We start from the raw sequence: 20,994 nt of genomic DNA, 5'->3' as shown, positions 1-20,994 counted from the left end.
CTTTTAAGCCCATTCACGTTTCGAAACCCCTATTTCCCATCACCACCAAACGGAAACAAGTTGGAGGGGGTATGGGATTTTTGCATCAAGTCCCCCAATTGCCGGGCTTTGTCAGGATTTTTTGCGGCCAGATTAGTCTTTTCAGCGGGATCCGTCGCCAGATCGTATAACTCCACGGGCGTATCCGGTTTGGTGGCCGCATTCAATCGAACGGCTTTCCAATTGCCCTGCCGAACGGCCTGAACTCCACCCTTTTCGTGGAATTCCCAATATAGATACTCATGCTGTTTCTGAACACCTTTTCCGGTCAAAGTGGGCGCAAATGAAATACCGTCGATTCGATTGGTAATTTTCGTTCCGGCCAATTCGGCAAATGTGGGCAGCAGATCCCAGAAAGCACCCACGAAATCATTTTTCGTACCCGGTTTAATCACCCCCGGCCAACGGGCCACGAACGGTTCGCGAATGCCGCCTTCGTACAGATCACGCTTGAAACCGCGAAACCCGCCCCCGCTGTTGAAAAACACCGGATCAGCTCCGCCTTCCAGGTGCGGGCCGTTATCGCTTGAGAAAATCACCAGTGTGTTCTGATCCAGTCCTTTCTCTTTTAGTTTCGCCATCAGTTGCCCGACGTACAGATCAAGCCGAGCCACCATTGCCGCAAAAGCCGCGTGCGGATGTGTCTGCGACGCATACCCGCCGGAGGTTGCCCCGGGTCCATAATCGGCTCCTTTGTACGGTTTTTCGGCAAACTTGCCTTTGTAGTATTGAAAAATACTGTCTTCGGGCGCAATCAGTTCGGCGTGGGGCAGAATGTAAGGCAGAAACAGAAAAAAAGGCTGCTTGTTGTCTCTGGCATCCACAAAACCGAGGGCGGCCTTTTGGATCAGATCGGGCGCGTATTGCCTGGTATACAGCAATTTACCATTTTCCGTTAGTGGTATTTTTTTGTCGTTATCCCAAAGGTGTTCGGGATACGCCCGGTGCGCCAGACTCTGGCAATTGTAGCCGTAAAACCGGTCGAATCCCTGTTTATTCGGGTCGCCTTCGGAGCCAACCGGCCCCAGCCCCCACTTCCCGAATGCTCCCGTGACATAACCGGCTTTTTTCAGGATTTCGGCCATCGTCACCACCGAATCGGCAATGGGCTGCTGCCCTTCCGGTTCTACACTTTTGTTCCCCCGGATGTAGGTATGTCCGGTATGCTGCCCGGTCATCAGGGCCGAGCGCGAGGGGGCGCAAACCGATGTTCCGGCATAAAACTGCGTAAACCGCACGCCTTCCTTCGCCAGCCGGTCGATATTCGGCGTTTTGATGAGCTTCTGCCCATTGATGCCGAGATCACCGTAGCCCAGATCGTCGGCCAGAATGAAAATAATGTTCGGTCGCTGGCTGGTACCGGTTTGATTCCGCTGAGCGTTGGCAACCGGGATTAAAAACAGCAACAGGACAACGTATACCAGTGATTTACTCATTCTGATCCAATTGGTTATTGATTTCTGACACACCGAAAACCCAGATTATCGCTCCCGCTGCTCACTTCGCCTTTGCCGCGACTCCCGGCTTTGTACCGGATGCAATACTGATCACTGCACAGAAACGAACCGCCCCGCTGCACGTATTTCACCGCGCCGGGCTCGTCGGGGTCGAAGCTATCGGCCGGGCCTTTGGGATTTTCTTTCGGGCTATTCCGGTAATAATCTGGTCGGTACAAATCCTGACACCATTCCCAGACATTGCCGTCCATGTCGTATAAACCGTACGGATTAGCCGGAAACGACTGAACGGGCGCGATCCCGGCAAATCCGTCTTCCTTCGCATTCTGGTTCGGAAAATTACCCTGATAAATGTTGGCGATCCACTTGCCACCCGGTTTCAGTTCGTCCCCCCAATAGTATTTCCGGTTACCTTTCCCGCCCTGCGCGGCAAATTCCCATTCGGCTTCGGTCGGCAGGCGTTTTCCGGCCCACTTGGCATAGGCTGCGGCATCTTCGTAGGATACGTGCACCACCGGCAGATTTTCGCGGCCCTGAATGGTACTTTGTGTTCCGGAAGGATGCTTCCAGCTTGCTCCGGCGACATACTGCCACCAGGCCAGCGGATTTTCCAGCGAGACCTGCTGATTGGGTGGGGTAAAAACCGCCGATCCCGGCACCAGTTTATCCGCCGGAACGTCCGGATAATCTTTCGGATTCAATGGTCGCTCGGCCACGGTTACGTAGTTGGTTGCGGCCACAAACCGGGCGAATTCGGCGTTCGTCACCTCGTGTTTATCCATCCAGAAACCGTCGACTTTAACAGTATGCAACGGGCGGGAATCGGGAAATTCGTCGGAACCCATCTGAAACGTACCGCCCGGAATCAACACCATGTCATCCGTGCCGGTTGCGCCCGATGCCGTCACCAGAGCCGCCTTCCGAATGGCCCCGGAGCGCGACGGCATGCCTTTCGCTACACAATGCGCGGCACTGTCGGCTTTCGCTTTGGCAGCCTCTTCCGCCGACTGATTCTGTGAGTTACAACCAGCAAATGCCGCGAGGAAAATACCGCAAAAGAGTAGTTGCAAAAAGCACCTGCACACCCGGTTATTCCCCGCTTTCCACAATTTTAAGTGCTTCATCGTCCTTATACTTCCGAATTTGGTCTTTGAGTTTCGTTTTCAAATCAGCGGTGATTGCTTCATATCCTTTAACGCCGTAGATGTTATGAAGTTCCTGCGGATCTTTTTTCAGATCATACAGTTCCCAAAATTCTTTTGGTCCGTAAAAACGAACCAGTTTATATTGCGTACCGCGCAATCCGATGTGCGGATAAACGTGATGCGGCACCGGATATTCGTAATAATGATAGTACGCTTCCTGCCGCCAGGGTACTTTTTTACCCGTCAGCAACGGCAGAAACGATTCGCCCTGAATGTCTTTCGGAATGGCAGTACCGGTCAGGTTCAGCAAAGTCGGCGCCCAGTCGATGTTGGAAATCAGATCGTTGACGCGCGTACCCGGTTTGATGACGCCCGGATACCGAATCACAAACGGCGTTTTCAGCGATTGTTCATAAATAAACCGCTTGTCGAACCAGCCGTGTTCGCCCAGATAGAAACCCTGATCGGACGCATAAATGACAACGGTATTTTTCGACAAACCGGATTTATCCAGGTAATCGAGCAGTTCGCCGATGTTGCGGTCGAGGCCGTTAGCGGTGGCTAAATAATCTTTTAAATACCGCTGAAACTTCCACTCGACCAGCGCTTTACCCGTGAGTTTTTTCTCGTCAAATTCCTTGCTGATTTTGTTCTCGTAATATTCATAAAACACCTTTTTTTCTTCGGGCGAAAAGCGTTTATAAACCGCGTTTTTGACGTAATCGGCGTGTACTTTCAGATCCTCTTTCAGGCGCATCGTTTTGTCGATGGTCATGTCCTGATTTTTGGCGGCTTCCCGCCCTTCGTAGTTGTCGTAAAACGTCGCGGGCAGCGGGAAATTCACTTTATCATACGCCCCCAGGTCGCGCAGGTCGGGCAACCATTCGCGGTGCGTGGCTTTGTGGCCCACCAGCATAAAAAACGGTTTCGATTTATCCCGCTGATTGAGCCAATCCAGCGAAAGTTTCGTGATTACGTTGGAAACGTAACCGGGGTACCGAACCGTATCGCCCTTCGAGTTAACGAAATCCGGACTGTAATAATGGCCCTGACCCGGCAAAACGTTCAGGTAATCAAACCCGTTTGGCAAACTCCCGAGGTGCATTTTCCCGACCCAGGCGGTTTGGTAGCCGTTTTTCTGTAGATTTTCCGTGAAAACCGATTGATTGATCGCAAACCTGCCTTCGTTGGCTTTATAGCCGTTCAGGTGGCTGAATTTCCCGGTCAGCAAGGTCGCCCGGCTGGGTCCACAAATGGAATTGGTGACGACGTTGTTGTGCAGAATGGCCCCTTCCCGCGCAATCCGGTCGATGTTCGGCGTTTTGGTCAGTTTACTGCCGTACGCGCTGATGGCCTGATAAGCGTGGTCATCGGAGAAAATAAAAATAATGTTGGGTCGGGCGTTTTGAAGAGTTTCCGGTTCTTTCGGCTTATAGCCCGGAACGACAATCAAAGCTGTCAGGGCCGAGAAGAGGCCTACTATGCAAAATCCAAGGCGTAAATTCATGTCAATTATTCGTTGATTGATCGTTAATGGGACGGTTTTCGGTGGCTGATGTGTACCACGGACTGTTAGTCCGTGTGAATTTATTTTACCTAATTCGTGGTATTAACTCACACGGACTAACAGTCCGTGGTACGCACCGAAAACCGTTCACTGAATGATTTCGTCCGGCCAGGCCACCGGCTTACCGGTTTTTTTGAACGTCGGCATCTGCGCGTTCCAGTCCTTCAATTGTTTAGTAAGCAACAATGCGAGCTGTTTTACTTTATCCGGCTGCTGTATGGCCCGGTTTTTTAGTTCGCCAATATCATCTTTCAGGTTGTAAAGCTCCAGTGCGGCAGTCCGGTGATCGTAGACCAGTTTCCAGTCGCCCTGCCGAACAGCGCTCGCCCAGTGCAGCATCGGTCCCTCGGCCGGAATCCAGCGGTTTGGATGGTGCCAGACGAGGGCGCGGGAATTAGCCCGCACCGCCGGATTTTTGAGCAAAGGTAGAAACGACTGACCGTCGATTTGCTGCACCAGCGTCGGTTTCTGAACGCCAGCAATTTCCAGAATGGTCGGAAAAAAATCTTCGACAATCAGGTAATTCTCCGTCACTCCACCCGGTTTGACCACGCCCGGCCAGCGCACCAGCATGGGTTCCCGAATACCGCCTTCGTAAACAGATCCCTTTCCGGCCCGCAGCGGCAGGTTGTGCGTGTGTTCCTTTCCACCCCGCAAGGGCGTGGTGGAAAGGCCGCCGTTGTCCGACATAAAAATAACCACTGTATTATCCGTAATCTTTCGTTCATCCAGAAAATTAAGCAAATCACCCAGGCTTTTGTCCATGCCTTCCACCAGCGACGCGTATTTCGCTTCGGTGCTGTCCAAACCGGCTTTCAGGTACTTTTCAACAAACCGCTTGTCAGCCATAATCGGCGTATGAACGGCGTAGTGGCCGAAATACAGGAAAAATGGTTGCTTTTTCCGGATCGGCACATCGATGGCTTTCAGGGCTTCGCGGGTGAGGGCTTCCGACAGAAAAGTATCGGTCCCGTGGTAGGCTTCCAGGCCCGGAACGGCGTTGCGGCCCGGTTTTCCATTCACCGGATTATCGTAATTCTTTTCGCCCAGGTAACTCGCCGGATGCCCGATTTCGCTCCCGGCAATGTTCACCTGAAAACCCAGATTTTTCGGATCCGAACCCGGCGTTCCCGCCGATCCGAAGTGCGCTTTTCCGGTATGAATCGTGTAATACCCGTGTTGGCTCAACACCGTCGGCAACGGAGTCGCATGAAACGTGTGCTCAATACCGGCCACCGGACTCAGGCCGTTGATGTTCCAGTCAACACTGTTCAGGGTGGTGTCCGCAACGTCGGTATTTTTGTTTTTATTAGGCGATGTCCAATGCGTAATCCGGCTGTGAGCCGCGTTGACCCCACTCAGCAAACTGGTGCGGGTGGGCGTACAAACCGGCATGGCATACGCGTTCGTGAACTTCAGCCCTTCCTTCGCCAGCCGCTCCATATTCGGGGTTCGGTATCGCCGGTTCAGTTCGGTCGCCTGTTTCCAGAATGGCACCGACGTATCCTGCCAGCCCATGTCGTCGACCAGAAAAACAACGATGTTGGGCGGAGCCGGTTTTTGGGCAAAAACCGTGTTCATTCCAACAACTAATACGCCGATGATCAGCCGGATTCTCACCGAAAATTTATCCATATCCTATACACATTTTGAGTCTACACGAATAACAAGCCCAACGGGCTGCCCATTATTAGCCCCGAGTAACGCCCGGGGCAATCTACCATTTACCCCGGAAACCGAATTCCTATTCCCGGACGAACATTCTACCCCGGGTTGGACCCGAGGCTAATGATGACAGCCCGTTGGGCTTTTTAAAGAGTTAACGGTTTGTTATTTATACCCGTCGTTCTGCTTCAAATTCGGATTCCGGTCGATTTCGCTTTGCGGCAGTGGATACAAAACCTGATGATCAAACGCGACTTTGCCGCGCGCTTTTGCGTATTCGATGAACTTGCCGTGCCGGATTAAATCCTGTCGGCGGACTTCTTCGGAGAAAAACTCCCAGCCTCGTTCGTTCAGCAGATGCGTCCGCAACGCGTCTTTGGAGGCAAAATCTCCGCTTTTCAACAGAGCTACGCCCGCCTTGGCCCGTACCTGATTGATCAGATCGATGGCTTCCTGCGTCGGGCCGTTCAGTTCATTCAAGGCTTCGGCGCGGCTCAGCAGCACGTCGGCGTAGCGATACACCGGAAAATCGTTGCCCATCACTTCGCCCGTCGCACTCAGGTCTTCTTTGAACTTAAAACTGCGCACATCGTCGGTTCCGAGCTTGATGATTTTGCCGTTCACGTCCTCATATTCCGAAATGATTGCCTGCCGCCGTTGATCCGCCGGGTCAAACGAATTGTAAAATGCCGACAAGGTTTTCAGCTGCGTCGCGTAATTGGTTTTGGGCGCGGTTTTGAATTTGTAGTTCGGCGGAGCCGCATGCGGCAGGTAATTGTCGCCCAAACCCGGCTGCGCCAGACTGGGCCGAATGTAGATAAACTCACTGTTTTTCTCGTTCGCAATATCGAACAGGTTCGTCCGGTTTGCATTGGTAAACAACTGATACGTATTCAAATCAATGATTTTCCTGGCGGTTTCGGCGGTTTCCTGCCATTTCTTGTTGTTCAGATAAAACCGGGTCAGCAAGCCCAGAGCCGCGCCTTTGGTAGCCCGTCCATATTGCGTGGAAACCGTCGGTAACACCTCGCTCACCGCTTTAAACTCCGTTTCAACAAAGCTGACAAACTCTTCTTTTGTCGCGCGGCTGGGCCGGTCGTCACTGCTGATCGTGCTGCTGGTAATGAGCGGAACCGGGCCGAAATGGTCGTACAGAATCTGGTAGGCGCTGGCTCGCAAAAACCGCGCTTCGGCCAGAATTTGCGCTTTCCGGGTTTCGTTCATCGCAATGGCCGGAACCTGATCCAGAATCAGATTCGTCCGGTAAATGGTTCGGTAATGCAAGGTCCAGGCGGTTTCAAAAAACTCGTGCGATGCGTTCCAGGTGAAATCTTCAAGTGGCTGGGCCAGACTCCGTAAACCACCTTCCCGGTCAATGATCAGGTCGGTAGTAACCTCGGCCATCAGCAGGTAATTGCGAAAACCCCGACGTTGTTCCACCGAATACGCCGAGTTCAACAGCCCTTCGGCGTCGTCGGCTTTCTGGAAAAAATTATTGGGGCCGAATGCCGAATACACTTCTTCTTCGAGCGGATCGGCGCAACCCGTTAACAAACTGACAAGGAGCAAATAGACTATCTTTTTCATGGAAATGTCGATTAAAAAGTAAGATTTAGACCTACGGTATACGTCCGCGTCAACGGATAGGAATTGTAATCCGCCCGCACGTTCGACGTTCCGAATGCGCTCACTTCGGGGTCGGAACCGGTGTAGTTCGTGATCGTGAACAGGTTCTGGCCAGTGACGTACAGCTGGGCGCTGCGAATAAAATTCAGTTTCGCCAGCGGCAGATTATACGCCAGTTGGATGGTTTTCAGGCGAATAAACGAGGCATCTTCCACGGCCCGGCTGTTGATGTTGGTCGCATACGCTACCTTCGGCGGGATCCCGGACGGGTTGGCGTTGGTCGGGTTCGTGGGCGTCCAGCGGTCGGTATAGGACTCGGCCAGACGGTTGCGCCGGAAGGAGATCGGATTTTCGGATTCGGTGCGGTTCAGGTTGAAAACGCTGCTGCCCTGCACGCCCTGCAGGAAGAACGAGAACGTCAGCGGGCCGTACGCAAAATCGTTGTTGATCCCGAAGGTGTATTTCGGGAACGGCGAACCCAGAATGGTGCGGTCGGCGGTCGTGATCTGGCCGTCGCCGTTGACATCCCGGTAGCGGTAATCGCCGGGGCTCGCCAGCGGCTGCGGTGACGATTTGATGTTGTCGTTCAACTGGTAAACGCCGTCGATCACGTAGCCGTAAAACGAATTGAGCGGTTCGCCTTTTTTGATGATACTGAAGTCTTTGGAAAAACCGGCTTCGCCCTGCAAGATGTACGGAAGTCCCGACAGATCAGTCACTTCGTTGCGAATCAGCGAGAAATTGACCGACGACCGCCAGGTGAACGGTTTCTGAATATTGATGGTATTCAGCGTAATTTCCAGGCCCTGATTTTTCATCCCCCCGACGTTTTTAAAGGTCGTTGAAAAACCGGTCGTACGCGGAATCGGAAGTTGCAGCAGCAGGTCGCGGGTGTTTTTGTGGAAATAGTCGAGCGACCCCGTCACGCGGTTTCCGAAAAGTCCAAAATCAAGTCCGATGTCGAGCTGACCGGTGGTTTCCCACTTCAGATCGGCGTTTGGCAACTGGGTTGTCGACACGCCGACGTACGAAACACCGTCGAAAATGGCGTTTCCCTGCGGTCCGAGCAGCACCAGCGATTTGTAACTACCAATGTCCTGATTTCCCGTCAAACCGTAGCTGCCGCGCAGTTTCAGATCCGACAAAACCGCTGCACTTTTCAGGAAATTTTCTTCCTTGATCCGCCAGCCGAGCGCCACCGACGGGAAAAATCCGAATTTGTTATTCTGGCCAAACCGTGACGAGCCGTCGGCCCGGAACGAAGCTGTCAGCAAATATTTATCCAGTAGATTGTAATTGACCCGACCCAGATAGGACTGCAACTGGTTCTGATTCCGCCCCGAAGCCACATCGAAAGTCGAGCGGGCTCCGGCGGCTAAGTTATTGAACAGGAGCGCATCCGACGAAAAATTCATCGAACCCGCCCCGATGTAATTGTTCTCAAATTGCTGGTAGGTATAACCGCCCAACACCTCGACTTTGTGGTCGGTGTGAAATGTTTTGCTGTAGCGCGCCGTCAATTCGAGCAGGTAATTGCTGGCGGAACTGGACTGCGCATCGGCAATACCGTTGGTGGCCTGTCCGCGACGGGTCTGGCGCGAAAGGTAACTATCGCGACGGGCGGTTTGGCGATCCGTTCCGGCGTTTACCTTTACCGATAATTCGGGCAGGATGAAATATTCAGCAAAAATATTCCCGAACGTGCGGTTGGTTTCGGCCACGTCCGTCACTTCATTCGCCAGTGCCACCGGATTTTCGAGGTTGACGATCAGCGTCTGGGCGTAATTGCCATTGGCATCCCGGATGGGCAGGGTCGGGTCCTGAAAAATAGCGGTATTGACCACCCCGGCCCCTTCGTTGATGCTGACCCCATTCGGCACAAAATCATCTTTTACCAAACTCGAATTCAGGTTCAAGCCAAACTTGAATCGATCGTCATTATAGGTCAGGTTGGCACGTCCAATGTATTTTTTGATACCCGAACTGATGATAACGCCCTGCTGATCGAAGTAATTGACCGACGCATAATAATTGAATTTATCCTGCCCGCCAGAGAACGCCAACTGGTGGTTTCGGGAATAACCGCTGCGGTAAATTTCCTTTTGCCAGTTCGTACCGTTGCCGATGGCCGCGATTTGCTCACTCGTAAATTCCGGCGCTAATCCCTGATCTTTTTTAAGATCGTTGAGTAAACGGATGTACTGCTGGGCATTCAGCATCGGAATGGTTTTGGTAACATCCTGAAAGGCAGTGTAAGCGTTGTAATTAACTTTCAACTTGCCTTTCGATCCCTTTTTGGTCGTTACCAGAATGACGCCATTCGCGCCCCGCGAGCCGTAAATCGCCGTTGCCGAGGCATCTTTCAGGATTTCAATCGATTCAATATCCGCCGGATTGAGCGAATTCAGCGGATTTCGAACCGCGCCGTCCGTAATCACCGGTGAGTTGGGAACAACCGGCGAGTTGTCGATCGGCAACCCATCGATGACATACAGCGGTTCGTTGTTGGCGTTAATCGAGTTAGCGCCCCGGATTCGGATGGTGACACCTCCGCCCGGTTCGGCGCTCGCCTGCGTTATCTGCACCCCGGCGGCCCGCCCGGCAATGAGCTGATCCACCGACGTTTGCACGCCTTTGTTGAATTCTTTGGAATCCAGCGAACTAACCGCACCAGTCAGATCGCTTTTTCTCTGGGTTCCATATCCGACCACTACGACTTCGTTAAGCTGCCGCGTATCCACCAGCAGTTTTATGTTAAGCTGAGTCTTGCTGTTCACCGGCACTTCCTGTCGCAGAAAACCGACGCCCGAAAACACCAGAACGGCATTGCTCCCGGCCTGAAGCTGGTAATTTCCGTCACCATCCGTCACCGTTCCCTGCGTCGTATTTTTAATGAGCACATTGATGCCCGGTATACCCGCCCGCTCGTCCTCCGAGGTCACTTTTCCTTTGATCGTATTCTGGGCGTACGTTGCCAACGATGTTAAAAGCAAAAAAATCGGGAATAGAAATCCGCGGCTAATTCGCTCGTATTCAATTCGATAAAAGAGTTCCATGGCAAAATCAGTTCGTTTTGATTATTAAATTAAATCCAGAGATTAACAAGAGTAATACAACAAGAAGAGAGCACTCCTTGCATGAATCAAAGAGTGAAGCATTCAACAAAAAATGTCGGGAATCAGAAACTTATGAACAGCAACAACAACAGGAAACCGGCGCTGACGGGCGGTTTTTGAAAAGAACTACAGAACCGGCGGTTTGCCGGGAAAACTTGGGCGAGCAAGTAGAATTTTTCATGGCATCTATTCCAAAAAGGAAACAGAACTTAATTCTTCTTATTCCAGAAACTTAGTGGAGTAACAAATAAATGGCTAATTCCAGCCAAAATCAAAACGATAGGCCCATAACCATTGAAAAATCAAATAGAAAAAACATAAAGTACAACGAACTGAATAAGTTGACGGTCTACACGATAGCTGTTTTGCGGAGTTGAGTGGGAAAATCAGCGGAATAGCTCTCTCCAAACTGAATGCACCTATTTGAATAGACTGGCACTCGGAAATTAGTAGCTTTGCGTTGACTTAATTGAGGGAAAACATGCAGAAAAAAACCGTATTGGTTACCGGCAGCACCAGCGGAATCGGGCTGGCGATCGCCAAAGCCTTTGCCCAACAGGGTTATAATCTGGTTTTTAACGGGCTGGAAACCGACGGAGCGCAGACGGCGGCCGCCGTTGCGGAGGAATACGGGATCGATTATTTGTTCGACCCGGCCAATATGCTGGATCCGGAGGCATTACGGACGCTGATTGGGCAGGCCGAGCAGAAATTCGGTGGCATCGATGTATTGGTCAACAACGCCGGCATTCAGTACGTGTCACCGATTGTCGATTTTCCGGAAGAAAAATGGGACGCTATCATCGGCATCAACCTGACGGCACCATTTCACCTGATCAAAGCCGTCTGGCCGACGATGAAAAACCGGCAATTTGGCCGGATCATCAACATTGTTTCCGCCCACGGATTGGTTGCGTCCGAATTTAAAAGTGCGTATGTGGCCGCCAAACACGGTTTAGTGGGCCTGACCAAAACCGCTGCCCTGGAAGGAGCCACCTGCGGCATTACCGCGAATGCGATCTGCCCCGGTTACGTCAAAACGCCTTTGGTCGATCAGCAAATTGCGGCTCAGGCGCAGGTTCACCAGATTTCTGAAAAAGACGTTGTTGAAAAAGTAATCTTAGCCAAGCAGGCCATCAAACAGTTTATTCCGGCCGAATCCGTTGCCGCCATGTGCCTGTTTCTGGCCTCTGAAGCAGCCGCAACGTTAACCGGCGCATCGCTGTCGATCGATGGCGGCTGGTCGGCGCAATAAAGGTTCGGTGACCAAAGACGTTTCTGAGCAAATCAGCCAGTCCGTCAAAAATGCAAGCCTAACCCGCGATTTGGCGGTTTGAAGGAATAGTGATACGGTTCGGAAGACGAAAGTTGTCAACTTTGATGGGTAAGCAACAACTTCTGAACATGAACACAATCGCAAAAATAATATCATCCCTTAGTCTGACAGCCCTGCTATGGGCAATGGGTTGTCAGACGTCGGTCAAGCCCGAGCCGGAAACCAATCCCACCAGTAGCAGCACCTCATCGGCACCCGGTTTCGGCACGTCCAAAGCCCGGCCGGAAGGTCAGCCGTTTGTCTGGCCGACGGGCGTCAACGTACTCGGGAAACCGAAGATGGAATATGAATGCATGGCCAACGCCGTCACCCAAAAGCGTCAGTACGGCAGCGGAGGGGCGGTGCGGTTCTGTCTCACCCTCTATAATTCCAATGCCCAGTCCGTTACGATCAAATTTCCGCCGGGTATCATCTGGATTGCCGAAACCAGTAACGATATTGAACCCGCGCAGAATGGAATTATTCTCAAACCGGTTCTGATTTCCGTTCCCGCCAATAGTCAGATTACGGTAATGCTGGATTCGTTTTGCATCAATCTTGACCGCGATCCGACCAACTACGGAGACAGCTACGAGCCGCAGCCCATTGTCACCCAGCACTCCGGCATGCTCGAACTGAGCCAGTTGGTTGCCCGCAAACGGATCAACACCGAAGAACGGGAAAAAACGCTCCCCTCTGCCGATTGGGCAACCTTGCAGAATGCCGTTCATGAAGTTGAAAAAGCCGGCCACGTATCGGACGAATCCCGCCGGGAGCTCGCGGCTTTACCCGAGTAAAAAACCGGTCGTGGTTTCTCAGGTTGTGACGGGCAAATCCGACGGCAACCCCCATTCGCTCCAGGAGCCGTCGTAGACGCTGAGGTTTTCGTAACCGGCCAATTCGGCGCCTAATGCTAAAACACAGGCGGTTACGCCAGAGCCACAGCTAAAAATGAGGTGCTGTTTTTTGTCGGCCAGCCCGCCGTAAATCCGTTCCAGTTCCGGTTGAGGAAGCATTTTATTCCCTTCCTGAATTGACATAAACGGCAGACTAACGGCGTTCGGCATGTGTCCCCCACGAAGTCCGGCGCGGGGTTCGGGGACTTCGCCCAAAAACCGCTCCCGCGACCGCGCATCGAACACGACCTGATCGGGGTCATTCAACGCGGCTAACACGTCCTGCGCATCATTGATCCGTTCGGGTTGGTAATTCGCTGCAAAATTACCGGGCTCTACGGATTCCGAATGCGCCGGTTCTACTTCATAACCCGCTTTTATCCAAGCCGGTAGACCGCCGTCCAGAACCGCCACGTTCGGGTGGCCCATCGCCCGGAACATCCACCACGGCCGGGCGCTGGAATACAGACCGATGTTATCGTAGACAATGATGAGGCTATCCGAATTGATACCCAGCTTTTGAGCCTCTTTCGCAAAGGCTTCCGCCGAGGGCATCGTGTGCGGTAGCGCAGTGGACGTATCGCTGAACGTAGTTTCAATGTCAAAAAACCGGGCATTTTTGATCTGCACGCGTTCCGACTCGGGTTGCGGTTTTGCGCCCGGAAGCGGCAAACTCGCGTCCAGAATCACCAGATCGGGGTTATCGAGGTTACTGGCAAGCCATTCCACCGAAACCAGCGGTGGCAAAGAATCAATGTGTCCCATCGTTTTTGAACGTTAAAATTGGATCGTCAATCGGTAGCCTTTTACTGACCAAAAATAACCTAAAAGTCGGAAAAACCGGTCTAATTTTAACTTTTGATCGGGCGGATCGACGCATTCTCCGTACCTTGGGCGCATGAAAACGGGAGTAGTCGATCAGGGGTTGACGTCGAAACAATTAGGCTTGCTGCTGGGATTTGTTGGGGTCGTCTGTTTTAGCTTTACCATGCCGATGACCAAGTTGGCACTCGCCAGTTTCAATCCGTGGTTGCTCACCTTCGGTCGTGTTTCGGGAGCTGGACTCCTGTCGTTCGCGCTATTGGCCCGGCAAGGCAAGTTACCCCTCATCAGGCGGCATTTTGGGACGCTGGCGGGCATTTCGCTGGGTGTAGCCCTCGGTTTTCCATTGCTGACCAGCCTGGCGTTGCATACTACTTCTTCTTCTCACGCGGGTATTGTACTGGCGCTTTTGCCGCTGATCACGGCCATTCTGGGAGCGGTTATTAACCGTGAATCCCACCGGATCGCTTTCTGGATCGTTTCGGCCAGCGGTTGTCTAACGGTTTTGGCGTATGTAATGCTCCGTGATCAGGTTACACTTCAAGCTGCCGATCTGCTTCTGCTCGGAGCGGCTCTTTCGGCGGGATTTGGGTACACGCTGGGCGCAAAACTCACCCGAAGCCTTTCCGGTCTGGACGTCATTTGTGGGGCGCTGGTGGTTATGCTGCCCGTTAGTCTGCCCGCAACGGTGGTTTCGTGGGTGTATCAGCCTCCGGTTGTCATCCATCAAACCGCGATTATCGCCATGATATACGTTACTCTGTTGAGTCAGCTTTTTGGGTTTGTGCCCTGGTACAAAGGACTGGCGCTGGGCGGTGTTGCCCTGGTTTCGCAGGTGCAGCTTTTACAAACGTTTTTAACCCTGACTTTTTCGGCCTGGCTGCTGGGCGAAACAATTGGGTGGATTGAGTACGGCGTCGCCATTCTGGTGATTGTCCAGATTTATATTGCAAAGAAAGTCGGCTAGCTGTTCAGCGATTCCACAAAAATGCCCTCCAACTGCTGCGCCGATAGCCGATTAACGGTTTCGTTGACCTGCATTACAAGCCGATTGGATGCTGTAGCGGGTGGCAAAACCGTAACCCCGCGTTTTTTGAGGTGGGCCGCGTAGGTTTTCAGATCTTTATCTTTCACTTCCAGCGAAAAAATGTTACTGCCCGACGGGACGCGCTCAATCTCAAAACCGGGATGTTTGCTCAGTCGCTGAATGAATTCTTCCGACGTTTTGACAGCTTGCTGGTACCGCTCCTGAAAACCGTCGGCGTAATGCAACGCCACCAGCGCAAACGGCCAGGCTTGCGGCAAACCCGACCCGAACATCCGCCGGTCATGATACATGGGCTCGATCACCTCCTTCGGACCGGCCAGAAGCGCGCCCGAAGCGGCATTGAAATATTTATAGAGCGATACATAAACCGTATCGAACGGAGCCGCATAATCGGCGGGTGAAATACCGGTATAGGCCGACGCCATAAACAAACGGGCGCCGTCGAGGTGGAGTTTAATTTCCTGCTGGCGGGCAAAATCACAGATTTTTTTCAGCTGCTGAAGATCGAAAAGCTCCCCGCGTCGCCGACGAACGGGCGATTCGATCGAAATGACGCCCACTTTCCGGGCCACGCGCCCAACGGCGGTTTTTTCCAGTATTTCCTGTACTTCTTCCAGCGTAAAAGTCGCTTTGCCGGTGCCCAGCGGAATAAGGTTCAATTGACTCAGGGTCTGGCTACTATCGCCGGTATCGCAATACACGTGGCTTTCATTTTGCACGATTACCCGGCGGTTGTTCCCCGCCAGCGTCCGGATTGCCAGGTGATTGGCCAGCGTGCCGGTGGGCATGAAAATGGCACTCGGTTTTCCCAATAGCCGGGCAAATTTGGTTTCCAGTTCTTCCACGCAGCCGTGCAGCGAATACGAATCGGCCTGAACCGTGCCTTTCTGGGTCAACTGGGCGAGCAATTGCGCATATTCTGCGGGCGAAAGGTGGATGCCGTCGCCGGTAAAGTTGACCTCGGCGGGGACTTTGTCGCGGGGGGTGGTTTTCGGGGCGCTGGCAAAAACCGGGGTTGAAACGGCGGTCGCTGCGGATACTTTCAGGAAATTGCGTCGGTTGATGGGCTCCATGTAGCTAATCTACTAAAGCTTTCCCAAAAAGCGGGAGGTGCACAAAATTTTACCCTTTCGCTTCCAAATTGGTCTTCTTACTTTTGCGAATACCCAATTCTTTCCCAATGGCGCAGCAACACCAACAGGTTATCCGAATCGGAAGTGCAAAAGACAAGGATAACCTATCAAAACCGCAGAAGGAATTTAACCGCCTGACCCGGAAAATCGAGACGCTGGAGAAGGATCTGGTCGATTACCGGGAAGCTGCGACCCGCATCCAGCAACGGATTCAGAAGGATCTGGTGCCGTTGCAAACGGAATATGGCCAACAACGCGCCAATCTGGTTCGAACGTTCGACCGTGCTTACGAATCGGGTGCATTTAAAGCCAATGAACGCAAAAAACTGGCCGACATCATTCTGAATCTGACTTTTGATCTCATTTCCGAACACGGTCTGGACGAATTGAAACCGATCTACGACAAATACGATCCGGATGGTTATGATGCCACCAACGCCGAAGCTGATGGCCTGGCGTCGGATACCCTGAAACAGATGTACAGCGCCATGTTTGGGGTTAAATTCGATGACGACGCCGACGTGAGTTCACCGGAAAAGTTAGCCGAACAACTGCGGCAAAAACTGGAAGAACAACAGGCATCCCACGAAGAACAGCAGCGGCAAAACGCGGAACGGCGCGCCCAACGACCGAAAACAAAGAAGCAACTGGAGCGGGACGCCAAAAAGGAAACCGAAGAACGCAGCATCACGAAAGCCGTACGGACGGTTTACATGGATCTGGTAAAAGCCTTTCACCCGGATCGGGAACCGGACGAAGAAGAAAAAGTGCGAAAAACCGAGGTGATGCACCGGATTACCGAAGCCTACGAAAAAAGCGATCTGCTGGCGTTGCTGCGGCTGCAGCTGGAATACAACCGCATCGATCAGAACCACCTCGAAACGCTGGCCGAAGAGCAGTTGAAGTATTACAATAAAATCCTGAAAGAGCAGGCGAAAGAACTGGAAGAGCAGCTTTACAGCCTTCAATCGCAGTTTTCGTCGATGAGTGGACAACCGTTTTACGTTGTTTCTTCGCCCGTTGCGCTGGAGTTTAGTTTTAAATCCGACGTGCAGGAATTAAAACGAAGCATCAAAAACCTCAAAAACGACCTGAAAGCCTTTCAGGACGATGCGGTTTTGAAACAATGGCTGAAGTCGTACCGGATTCAGAAAGCCGGGGATTTCGACGGTTTTTAAAAACCGCTACCGATCTAAAAACCGCTTCAAATCCGAAATGGACCGTATGCCCAGTTGCTCGGCCTGCGCCCGGCGCATCATCAGCGCATACGTATTGTTGAACCCCAGCGGTGGCAACCAGCGCAGGTTGTAGCGGTTTTGAAATGCACGGCTGACGTATTGAAAAACCGCTTTAGGGTCGGATTTCAGCGAATCGGCCAGAGCCGGCGGTGGTTGCAGGATGACGAGTAAACCGGTGCCGGAGTATTCGGGATACAGGTCGATGCTTCCGGCATTCAGGGCATCGAAGCAGATTTTGGTGCCGCCCAGACCGGTTTTGGTGATCACTTCCAGCGAGGTGCGGTTTTCGAGCAGTTGCCGCAGCATCTCGGCCAGAATGTATTGCTCCGTAAAAATCTTGGTGCCAATCACGATCTTTCCCTGCCGTTTAGTCGGCACCGATGGAATCAACAACCCGGTTTTTTGCAGAAACCGCCGGGCCACGGCTTCCGGTGATTCGTGCAGATAATCGGCGCGGTAATTCAACTCCGTTATTACCGCATCCGACAGTTTTCCTTCCAGCAACTGCAACGTTTGAGCTACTTCAGGGTGCTGGTTCAGAACCGCTTGCCGAATCACCAGCGCGGCTTCGTAAGGCGGAAACGCGTGGTTGTCATCGTCCAAAACCCGCAAGTCAAAGGCCTTGATTCGTCCGTCGGTCGAATAGCCACTGATGAGATCGACCTGCTGGCGAAAAATGGCTTCGTACATCAGATTCTGGTCGATCAATTTGGGCGTTACCTGCAACCCGTACGCCCGAACCAATCCCGGATAACCATCGGCCCGCCCGTAAAATTCGTGCGCAAAACCGGCCGTCAGCTTCGCCTGACGACTGGTCGGCAACCAGTAAAACGCCGACAGGACGGGCGCGATCAACAGAAAAAACGCAGTAACCCGGCGTAATTGAAGTCCCTGCAACTGCTGCAATCGGGCCAGTAAAAAATCAAGCAGAAGGGCCAGCAAAGCCGCCGGAATGGCTCCCGCCAGAATCATAGGGGTGTTATTCAGCGCAATTCCGCCAAAAATAAACTCGCCCAGACCGCCAGCTGCGATGTAAGCCGCCAGCGTAGCGACCCCGACATTAATCACGGTTGCCGTGCGGATTCCCGCAAAAATAACCGGCAACGCCAGCGGCAGTTCCAGCCGGAACAGGACCTGCCAAGCGTTCATGCCCATGCCCTGAGCGGCTTCTTTCAGCATTGGATCAACCTCCCGAATGCCGACGTAAGCATTCCGAACAATCGGGAGCAACGCGTACAGGAATAACGCAAAAATGGCGGGACCGACACCGATTCCCAAAACCGGGATGAGTGAACCGAGCAACGCGACGCTCGGAATGGTTTGCAAAACACCCGCTGTTCCGAGCACCAGGGCCGCCAGTTTCGGACGATGTGTAATTGCAATTCCCAACGGCAAACCGATCAACAACGCCAGACTGAGCGACAGAAACGTCAGGCCAATGTGCGTCAGCGTTTGTTCGACCAGTTTCGCCCGCTGTTGCACCACAAAGTCGAGGAATTCCAGCATGACTCGGTTGGATAATCCCTAAATGGGATTGAAATAAACGCCAATGCCCAGCCAGCGGGTTTTCTGACTTTCGTAGACGCTGTAGGGCCGAAAACCGGTGTAGGTTTCGATCAGGAACGTCAGGTTGTTGGCCGTGCGGCCGAGTTCCAGCCCTAAACCGGCTTTAATGCCGGGGCGAAAATCGGTTTGCTGCCAGAGTTTCAGGTCGATTCCACCGACGAACCGGGCAAAAGCCTGTGACGGTTTTCGGTAATAAAAACCGGCTTCCGCGCTCAGTCGCTTGCGTTCTTCCGGTTTGCGCAAACCGATGCCAATGCCCGCGTATTTCCGAAAACCGTTGCGTTCGTGGCTGTACGTTACATCGACCAGTTCGTAATTGACCGGATTGGGCAGGTAATAATTGATCTGATTGCGGAACAGGTAATCGTCGCCGAGGTGCGACGACAGGTGATAGAGCCGCAACCGCCAGCTGTGATTCCGGACTTTGATGTTGTACAGAAAGCTAAGGCGGTAATCCGTGTTCATGATCTGCCGCTTCTGTTTGTTCAGTTTATCGTCGTGATACACTTCAAACTGCGTAAACGAAGCCACATCGAACGAGAGTTCGGAGCTGCGTTCGGCCGATTTATACCAGCGGATGATCGGTTTTCGGAGTCCGAATGCAAACGGAACGATGCTGCCGTCGTACTTCTTTCCTTCCGTCCAGTAAGCGGGCAAAACGCTGACACTGGTTTGGGCTTCGAGCGGATCGAGCAAAATCGGATCGAACAGGTGGCCTTTCGGCAGGAATTCGCGACGCGGATAAGCCGGCTCGGTCATCGTCGCGGTGCGGATCACCAGCGTGTCGGGCGTTTCCTGCGCCCACGCGCCTATTGACCCAATGAGGGTGAAAAAAGACAGTAGAAAGTGCTTCATCGTGCCATAAAAAAGCCTCCGGTTTTGGGCCGGAGGGGTAATTCGTTAGCGGTTATTTCAGGCATCAACGACCGTTTTTTTCAAATCGGCGTAATGCTTGTAGAAATACGGAATGGTTTCGATTCCCTTGTAAAAATTGAACAACCCGTAGCTTTCGTTCGGCGAATGCAGCGCGTCGATGTCCAGCCCGAAACCCATCAGAATGGATTTAATGCCCAGTTCCTTCTCGAACAGCGCCACGATGGGAATGCTGCCTCCGCCCCGCGTCGGAATGGCGTCTTTGCCCCAGGATTCGCGGAACGCGCGTCGGGCGGCTTCAAATTCGACCGAATCCGTCGGCGTTACGTAGGGCTGACCGCCGTGGTGGGGCGTCACGTTAACCGAAACCGTCGGCGGAGCGATGGCGACAAAGTGTTTCGTAAACAATTCGGTAATCTCGTCCGGGTCCTGATTCGGCACCAGCCGCATGCTGATTTTGGCCTGCGCTTTCCCGGGCAACACGGTTTTGGCTCCTTCGCCGATATAACCGCCCCAGATTCCGTTTACGTCGAGTGTGGGCCGAATGGAAGCCCGTTCGGGCGAGGTGTAGCCTTCTTCACCAAAAACCGCCTTCAGGCCCAAATCCCGTTTGTATTCTTCTTCGTCGAAGGGGGCTTCGGCCAGCGCGGCCCGCTCTTCGGCGCTTAGTTCTTCCACTTTATCGTAAAAACCGGGAATCGTAATCCGGCCCTTGTCGTCGTGCAGCGAAGCAATCAGTTGACACAGCACATTGAGCGGATTCTGTACAGCACCGCCGTACACGCCCGAATGCAGGTCGCGGTTGGGGCCAACCACCTCCACCTCGACGTACGACAAACCGCGCAAACCGGCTTCGATCGACGGTACATCGTTGGCAATAATGCTGGTATCGGAAATCAGCACCACGTCAGCTTTGAGCATTTCGCGGTTTTCGGCCACAAACTTGCCCAGGTGATCGGAGCCGATTTCTTCTTCGCCTTCGATCATCACCTTTACGTTGCAGGGCAAACCGTCGGTCGCCAGCATGGCTTCGAGGGCTTTGACATGCATGTAAAACTGGCCTTTGTCGTCGCAGGAGCCGCGGGCGTAAATGCGCTCGTTGCGGATCGTGGGTTCAAAAGGTGGCGTATTCCAGAGTTCGTAGGGATCAGCGGGCTGGACGTCGTAGTGACCATAAACCAACACCGTCGGGAGTGAATCGTCGATGAGTTTTTCGGCGTAAACGACCGGGTGTCCCGGTGTTTCGTGGATTCCGGCCTTGTCCAGACCGGCCGCCGTCAGTTTTTCTTTCACAAACTCAGCCGCCCGGCGCATGTCCGGTTTGAATTTGGAGTCGGCGCTGACGGACGGAATCCGCAGGAGTTCGAAGAGTTCGTTCAGAAACCGCTCTTTATGTTCCGCAAAGTAGGTTGATAACATGGATGTAACGGGTTTTTGTCGGGTTGACAACGGGAATACGACCAAAAAATGACGCCCCGAAGTTAATCA

16 protein-coding genes are annotated in these 20,994 nt (G+C 52.8%); 5 read left to right on the top strand and 11 right to left on the bottom strand.

From position 1 onward, the window contains the following. Window positions 1-29: 29 nt before the first annotated feature. The 6 genes from EHT25_RS09960 to EHT25_RS09935 all read right to left on the bottom strand — a co-directional run bounded on the left by EHT25_RS09960 (window position 30) and on the right by EHT25_RS09935 (window position 10,555). Entirely contained in the window at window positions 30-1,475 is a 1,446-nt protein-coding gene (locus tag EHT25_RS09960) for an arylsulfatase (RefSeq protein ID WP_124873989.1), read from the bottom strand. 14 nt (window positions 1,476-1,489) lie between these two features. Then, window positions 1,490-2,620 carry a formylglycine-generating enzyme family protein gene (locus EHT25_RS09955; protein ID WP_124873987.1) on the bottom strand — a complete coding sequence of 377 codons (1,131 nt, stop codon included), beginning with the start codon at window positions 2,618-2,620 and terminating at the stop codon, window positions 1,490-1,492. After that, window positions 2,586-4,148 carry a sulfatase family protein gene (locus EHT25_RS09950; protein ID WP_124873985.1) on the bottom strand — a complete coding sequence of 521 codons (1,563 nt, stop codon included), beginning with the start codon at window positions 4,146-4,148 and terminating at the stop codon, window positions 2,586-2,588. The genes EHT25_RS09955 and EHT25_RS09950 overlap by 35 nt, the downstream gene beginning before the upstream one ends. 147 nt (window positions 4,149-4,295) lie before the next feature. Then, window positions 4,296-5,843, bottom strand: coding sequence for a sulfatase (locus EHT25_RS09945; RefSeq protein ID WP_124873983.1), 1,548 nt, complete (start codon window positions 5,841-5,843; stop codon window positions 4,296-4,298). 195 nt (window positions 5,844-6,038) lie between these two features. Continuing rightward, window positions 6,039-7,460 (bottom strand): RagB/SusD family nutrient uptake outer membrane protein, encoded by a 1,422-nt coding sequence (locus tag EHT25_RS09940; RefSeq protein WP_124873981.1) that lies wholly within the window; start codon window positions 7,458-7,460, stop codon window positions 6,039-6,041. 11 nt (window positions 7,461-7,471) lie between these two features. Next, window positions 7,472-10,555, bottom strand: a complete 3,084-nt coding sequence (locus EHT25_RS09935) for a SusC/RagA family TonB-linked outer membrane protein (RefSeq protein ID WP_124873979.1) — start codon at window positions 10,553-10,555, stop codon at window positions 7,472-7,474. Between the two features lie 17 nt (window positions 10,556-10,572). Between EHT25_RS09935 and EHT25_RS09930 the strand changes: the two genes are divergently transcribed. The 3 genes from EHT25_RS09930 (at window position 10,573) to EHT25_RS09920 (ending at window position 12,727) form a co-directional block, all read left to right on the top strand. Beyond that, window positions 10,573-10,851 carry a hypothetical protein gene (locus tag EHT25_RS09930; RefSeq protein ID WP_124873977.1) on the top strand — a complete coding sequence of 93 codons (279 nt, stop codon included), beginning with the start codon at window positions 10,573-10,575 and terminating at the stop codon, window positions 10,849-10,851. Between the two features lie 245 nt (window positions 10,852-11,096). Further along, complete coding sequence (locus EHT25_RS09925) at window positions 11,097-11,870, top strand: 3-hydroxybutyrate dehydrogenase (protein WP_124873975.1); 774 nt, start codon at window positions 11,097-11,099, stop codon at window positions 11,868-11,870. A 149-nt stretch (window positions 11,871-12,019) separates the two neighbouring features. After that, entirely contained in the window at window positions 12,020-12,727 is a 708-nt protein-coding gene (locus EHT25_RS09920; RefSeq protein ID WP_124873973.1) for a hypothetical protein, read from the top strand. An 18-nt stretch (window positions 12,728-12,745) separates the two neighbouring features. Here the strand turns inward: EHT25_RS09920 and EHT25_RS09915 are convergent, their stop codons facing one another. Beyond that, entirely contained in the window at window positions 12,746-13,591 is an 846-nt protein-coding gene (locus EHT25_RS09915; protein ID WP_124873971.1) for a sulfurtransferase, read from the bottom strand. 133 nt (window positions 13,592-13,724) lie between these two features. Between EHT25_RS09915 and EHT25_RS09910 the strand changes: the two genes are divergently transcribed. Then, window positions 13,725-14,615, top strand: coding sequence for a DMT family transporter (locus tag EHT25_RS09910; protein ID WP_124873969.1), 891 nt, complete (start codon window positions 13,725-13,727; stop codon window positions 14,613-14,615). Here the strand turns inward: EHT25_RS09910 and EHT25_RS09905 are convergent. After that, window positions 14,612-15,769: a threonine aldolase family protein gene (locus EHT25_RS09905; protein ID WP_124873967.1), complete on the bottom strand. Its 1,158-nt coding sequence runs from the start codon at window positions 15,767-15,769 to the stop codon at window positions 14,612-14,614. The genes EHT25_RS09910 and EHT25_RS09905 overlap by 4 nt on opposite strands. Window positions 15,770-15,876: 107 nt before the next feature. Here EHT25_RS09905 and EHT25_RS09900 point away from each other — a divergent pair, with 107 nt between their 5' ends. Then, window positions 15,877-17,007, top strand: a complete 1,131-nt coding sequence (locus tag EHT25_RS09900) for a hypothetical protein (protein WP_124873965.1) — start codon at window positions 15,877-15,879, stop codon at window positions 17,005-17,007. A 6-nt stretch (window positions 17,008-17,013) separates the two neighbouring features. On the opposite strand, the gene EHT25_RS09895 is transcribed toward EHT25_RS09900, so the two are convergent. The 3 genes from EHT25_RS09895 to EHT25_RS09885 are packed head-to-tail and all read right to left on the bottom strand — an operon-like array spanning window position 17,014 to window position 20,925. Continuing rightward, the gene (locus tag EHT25_RS09895; protein WP_124873963.1) at window positions 17,014-18,573 is read right to left on the bottom strand and encodes an ABC transporter permease/substrate-binding protein; all 1,560 of its coding nucleotides are present in this window, start codon (window positions 18,571-18,573) and stop codon (window positions 17,014-17,016) included. Window positions 18,574-18,591: 18 nt separating this feature from the next. Continuing rightward, complete coding sequence (locus EHT25_RS09890) at window positions 18,592-19,488, bottom strand: DUF1207 domain-containing protein (RefSeq protein WP_124873961.1); 897 nt, start codon at window positions 19,486-19,488, stop codon at window positions 18,592-18,594. A 57-nt stretch (window positions 19,489-19,545) separates the two neighbouring features. Further along, window positions 19,546-20,925, bottom strand: coding sequence for a dipeptidase (locus EHT25_RS09885; RefSeq protein WP_124873959.1), 1,380 nt, complete (start codon window positions 20,923-20,925; stop codon window positions 19,546-19,548). Window positions 20,926-20,994 lie beyond the last annotated feature (69 nt).

This window comes from Larkinella rosea (genome assembly GCF_003858635.1).
Classification (GTDB): domain Bacteria; phylum Bacteroidota; class Bacteroidia; order Cytophagales; family Spirosomataceae; genus Larkinella; species Larkinella rosea.
This window is presented reverse-complemented; position numbering and strand designations above follow the sequence as displayed.

What these genes read in the sequence shown, in the direction of transcription:
- EHT25_RS09960 (WP_124873989.1), bottom strand. Translation starts at nt 1,475, where the DNA reads ATGAGTAAATCACTGGTATACGTTGTCCTGTTGCTGTTTTTAATCCCG.
- EHT25_RS09955 (WP_124873987.1), bottom strand. Translation starts at nt 2,620, where the DNA reads ATGAAGCACTTAAAATTGTGGAAAGCGGGGAATAACCGGGTGTGCAGG.
- EHT25_RS09945 (WP_124873983.1), bottom strand. Translation starts at nt 5,843, where the DNA reads ATGGATAAATTTTCGGTGAGAATCCGGCTGATCATCGGCGTATTAGTT.
- EHT25_RS09910 (WP_124873969.1), top strand. Translation starts at nt 13,725, where the DNA reads ATGAAAACGGGAGTAGTCGATCAGGGGTTGACGTCGAAACAATTAGGC.
- EHT25_RS09935 (WP_124873979.1), bottom strand. Translation starts at nt 10,555, where the DNA reads ATGGAACTCTTTTATCGAATTGAATACGAGCGAATTAGCCGCGGATTT.
- EHT25_RS09900 (WP_124873965.1), top strand. Translation starts at nt 15,877, where the DNA reads ATGGCGCAGCAACACCAACAGGTTATCCGAATCGGAAGTGCAAAAGAC.
- EHT25_RS09915 (WP_124873971.1), bottom strand. Translation starts at nt 13,591, where the DNA reads ATGGGACACATTGATTCTTTGCCACCGCTGGTTTCGGTGGAATGGCTT.
- EHT25_RS09890 (WP_124873961.1), bottom strand. Translation starts at nt 19,488, where the DNA reads ATGAAGCACTTTCTACTGTCTTTTTTCACCCTCATTGGGTCAATAGGC.
- EHT25_RS09950 (WP_124873985.1), bottom strand. Translation starts at nt 4,148, where the DNA reads ATGAATTTACGCCTTGGATTTTGCATAGTAGGCCTCTTCTCGGCCCTG.
- EHT25_RS09920 (WP_124873973.1), top strand. Translation starts at nt 12,020, where the DNA reads ATGAACACAATCGCAAAAATAATATCATCCCTTAGTCTGACAGCCCTG.
- EHT25_RS09885 (WP_124873959.1), bottom strand. Translation starts at nt 20,925, where the DNA reads ATGTTATCAACCTACTTTGCGGAACATAAAGAGCGGTTTCTGAACGAA.
- EHT25_RS09905 (WP_124873967.1), bottom strand. Translation starts at nt 15,769, where the DNA reads ATGGAGCCCATCAACCGACGCAATTTCCTGAAAGTATCCGCAGCGACC.
- EHT25_RS09925 (WP_124873975.1), top strand. Translation starts at nt 11,097, where the DNA reads ATGCAGAAAAAAACCGTATTGGTTACCGGCAGCACCAGCGGAATCGGG.
- EHT25_RS09940 (WP_124873981.1), bottom strand. Translation starts at nt 7,460, where the DNA reads ATGAAAAAGATAGTCTATTTGCTCCTTGTCAGTTTGTTAACGGGTTGC.
- EHT25_RS09895 (WP_124873963.1), bottom strand. Translation starts at nt 18,573, where the DNA reads ATGCTGGAATTCCTCGACTTTGTGGTGCAACAGCGGGCGAAACTGGTC.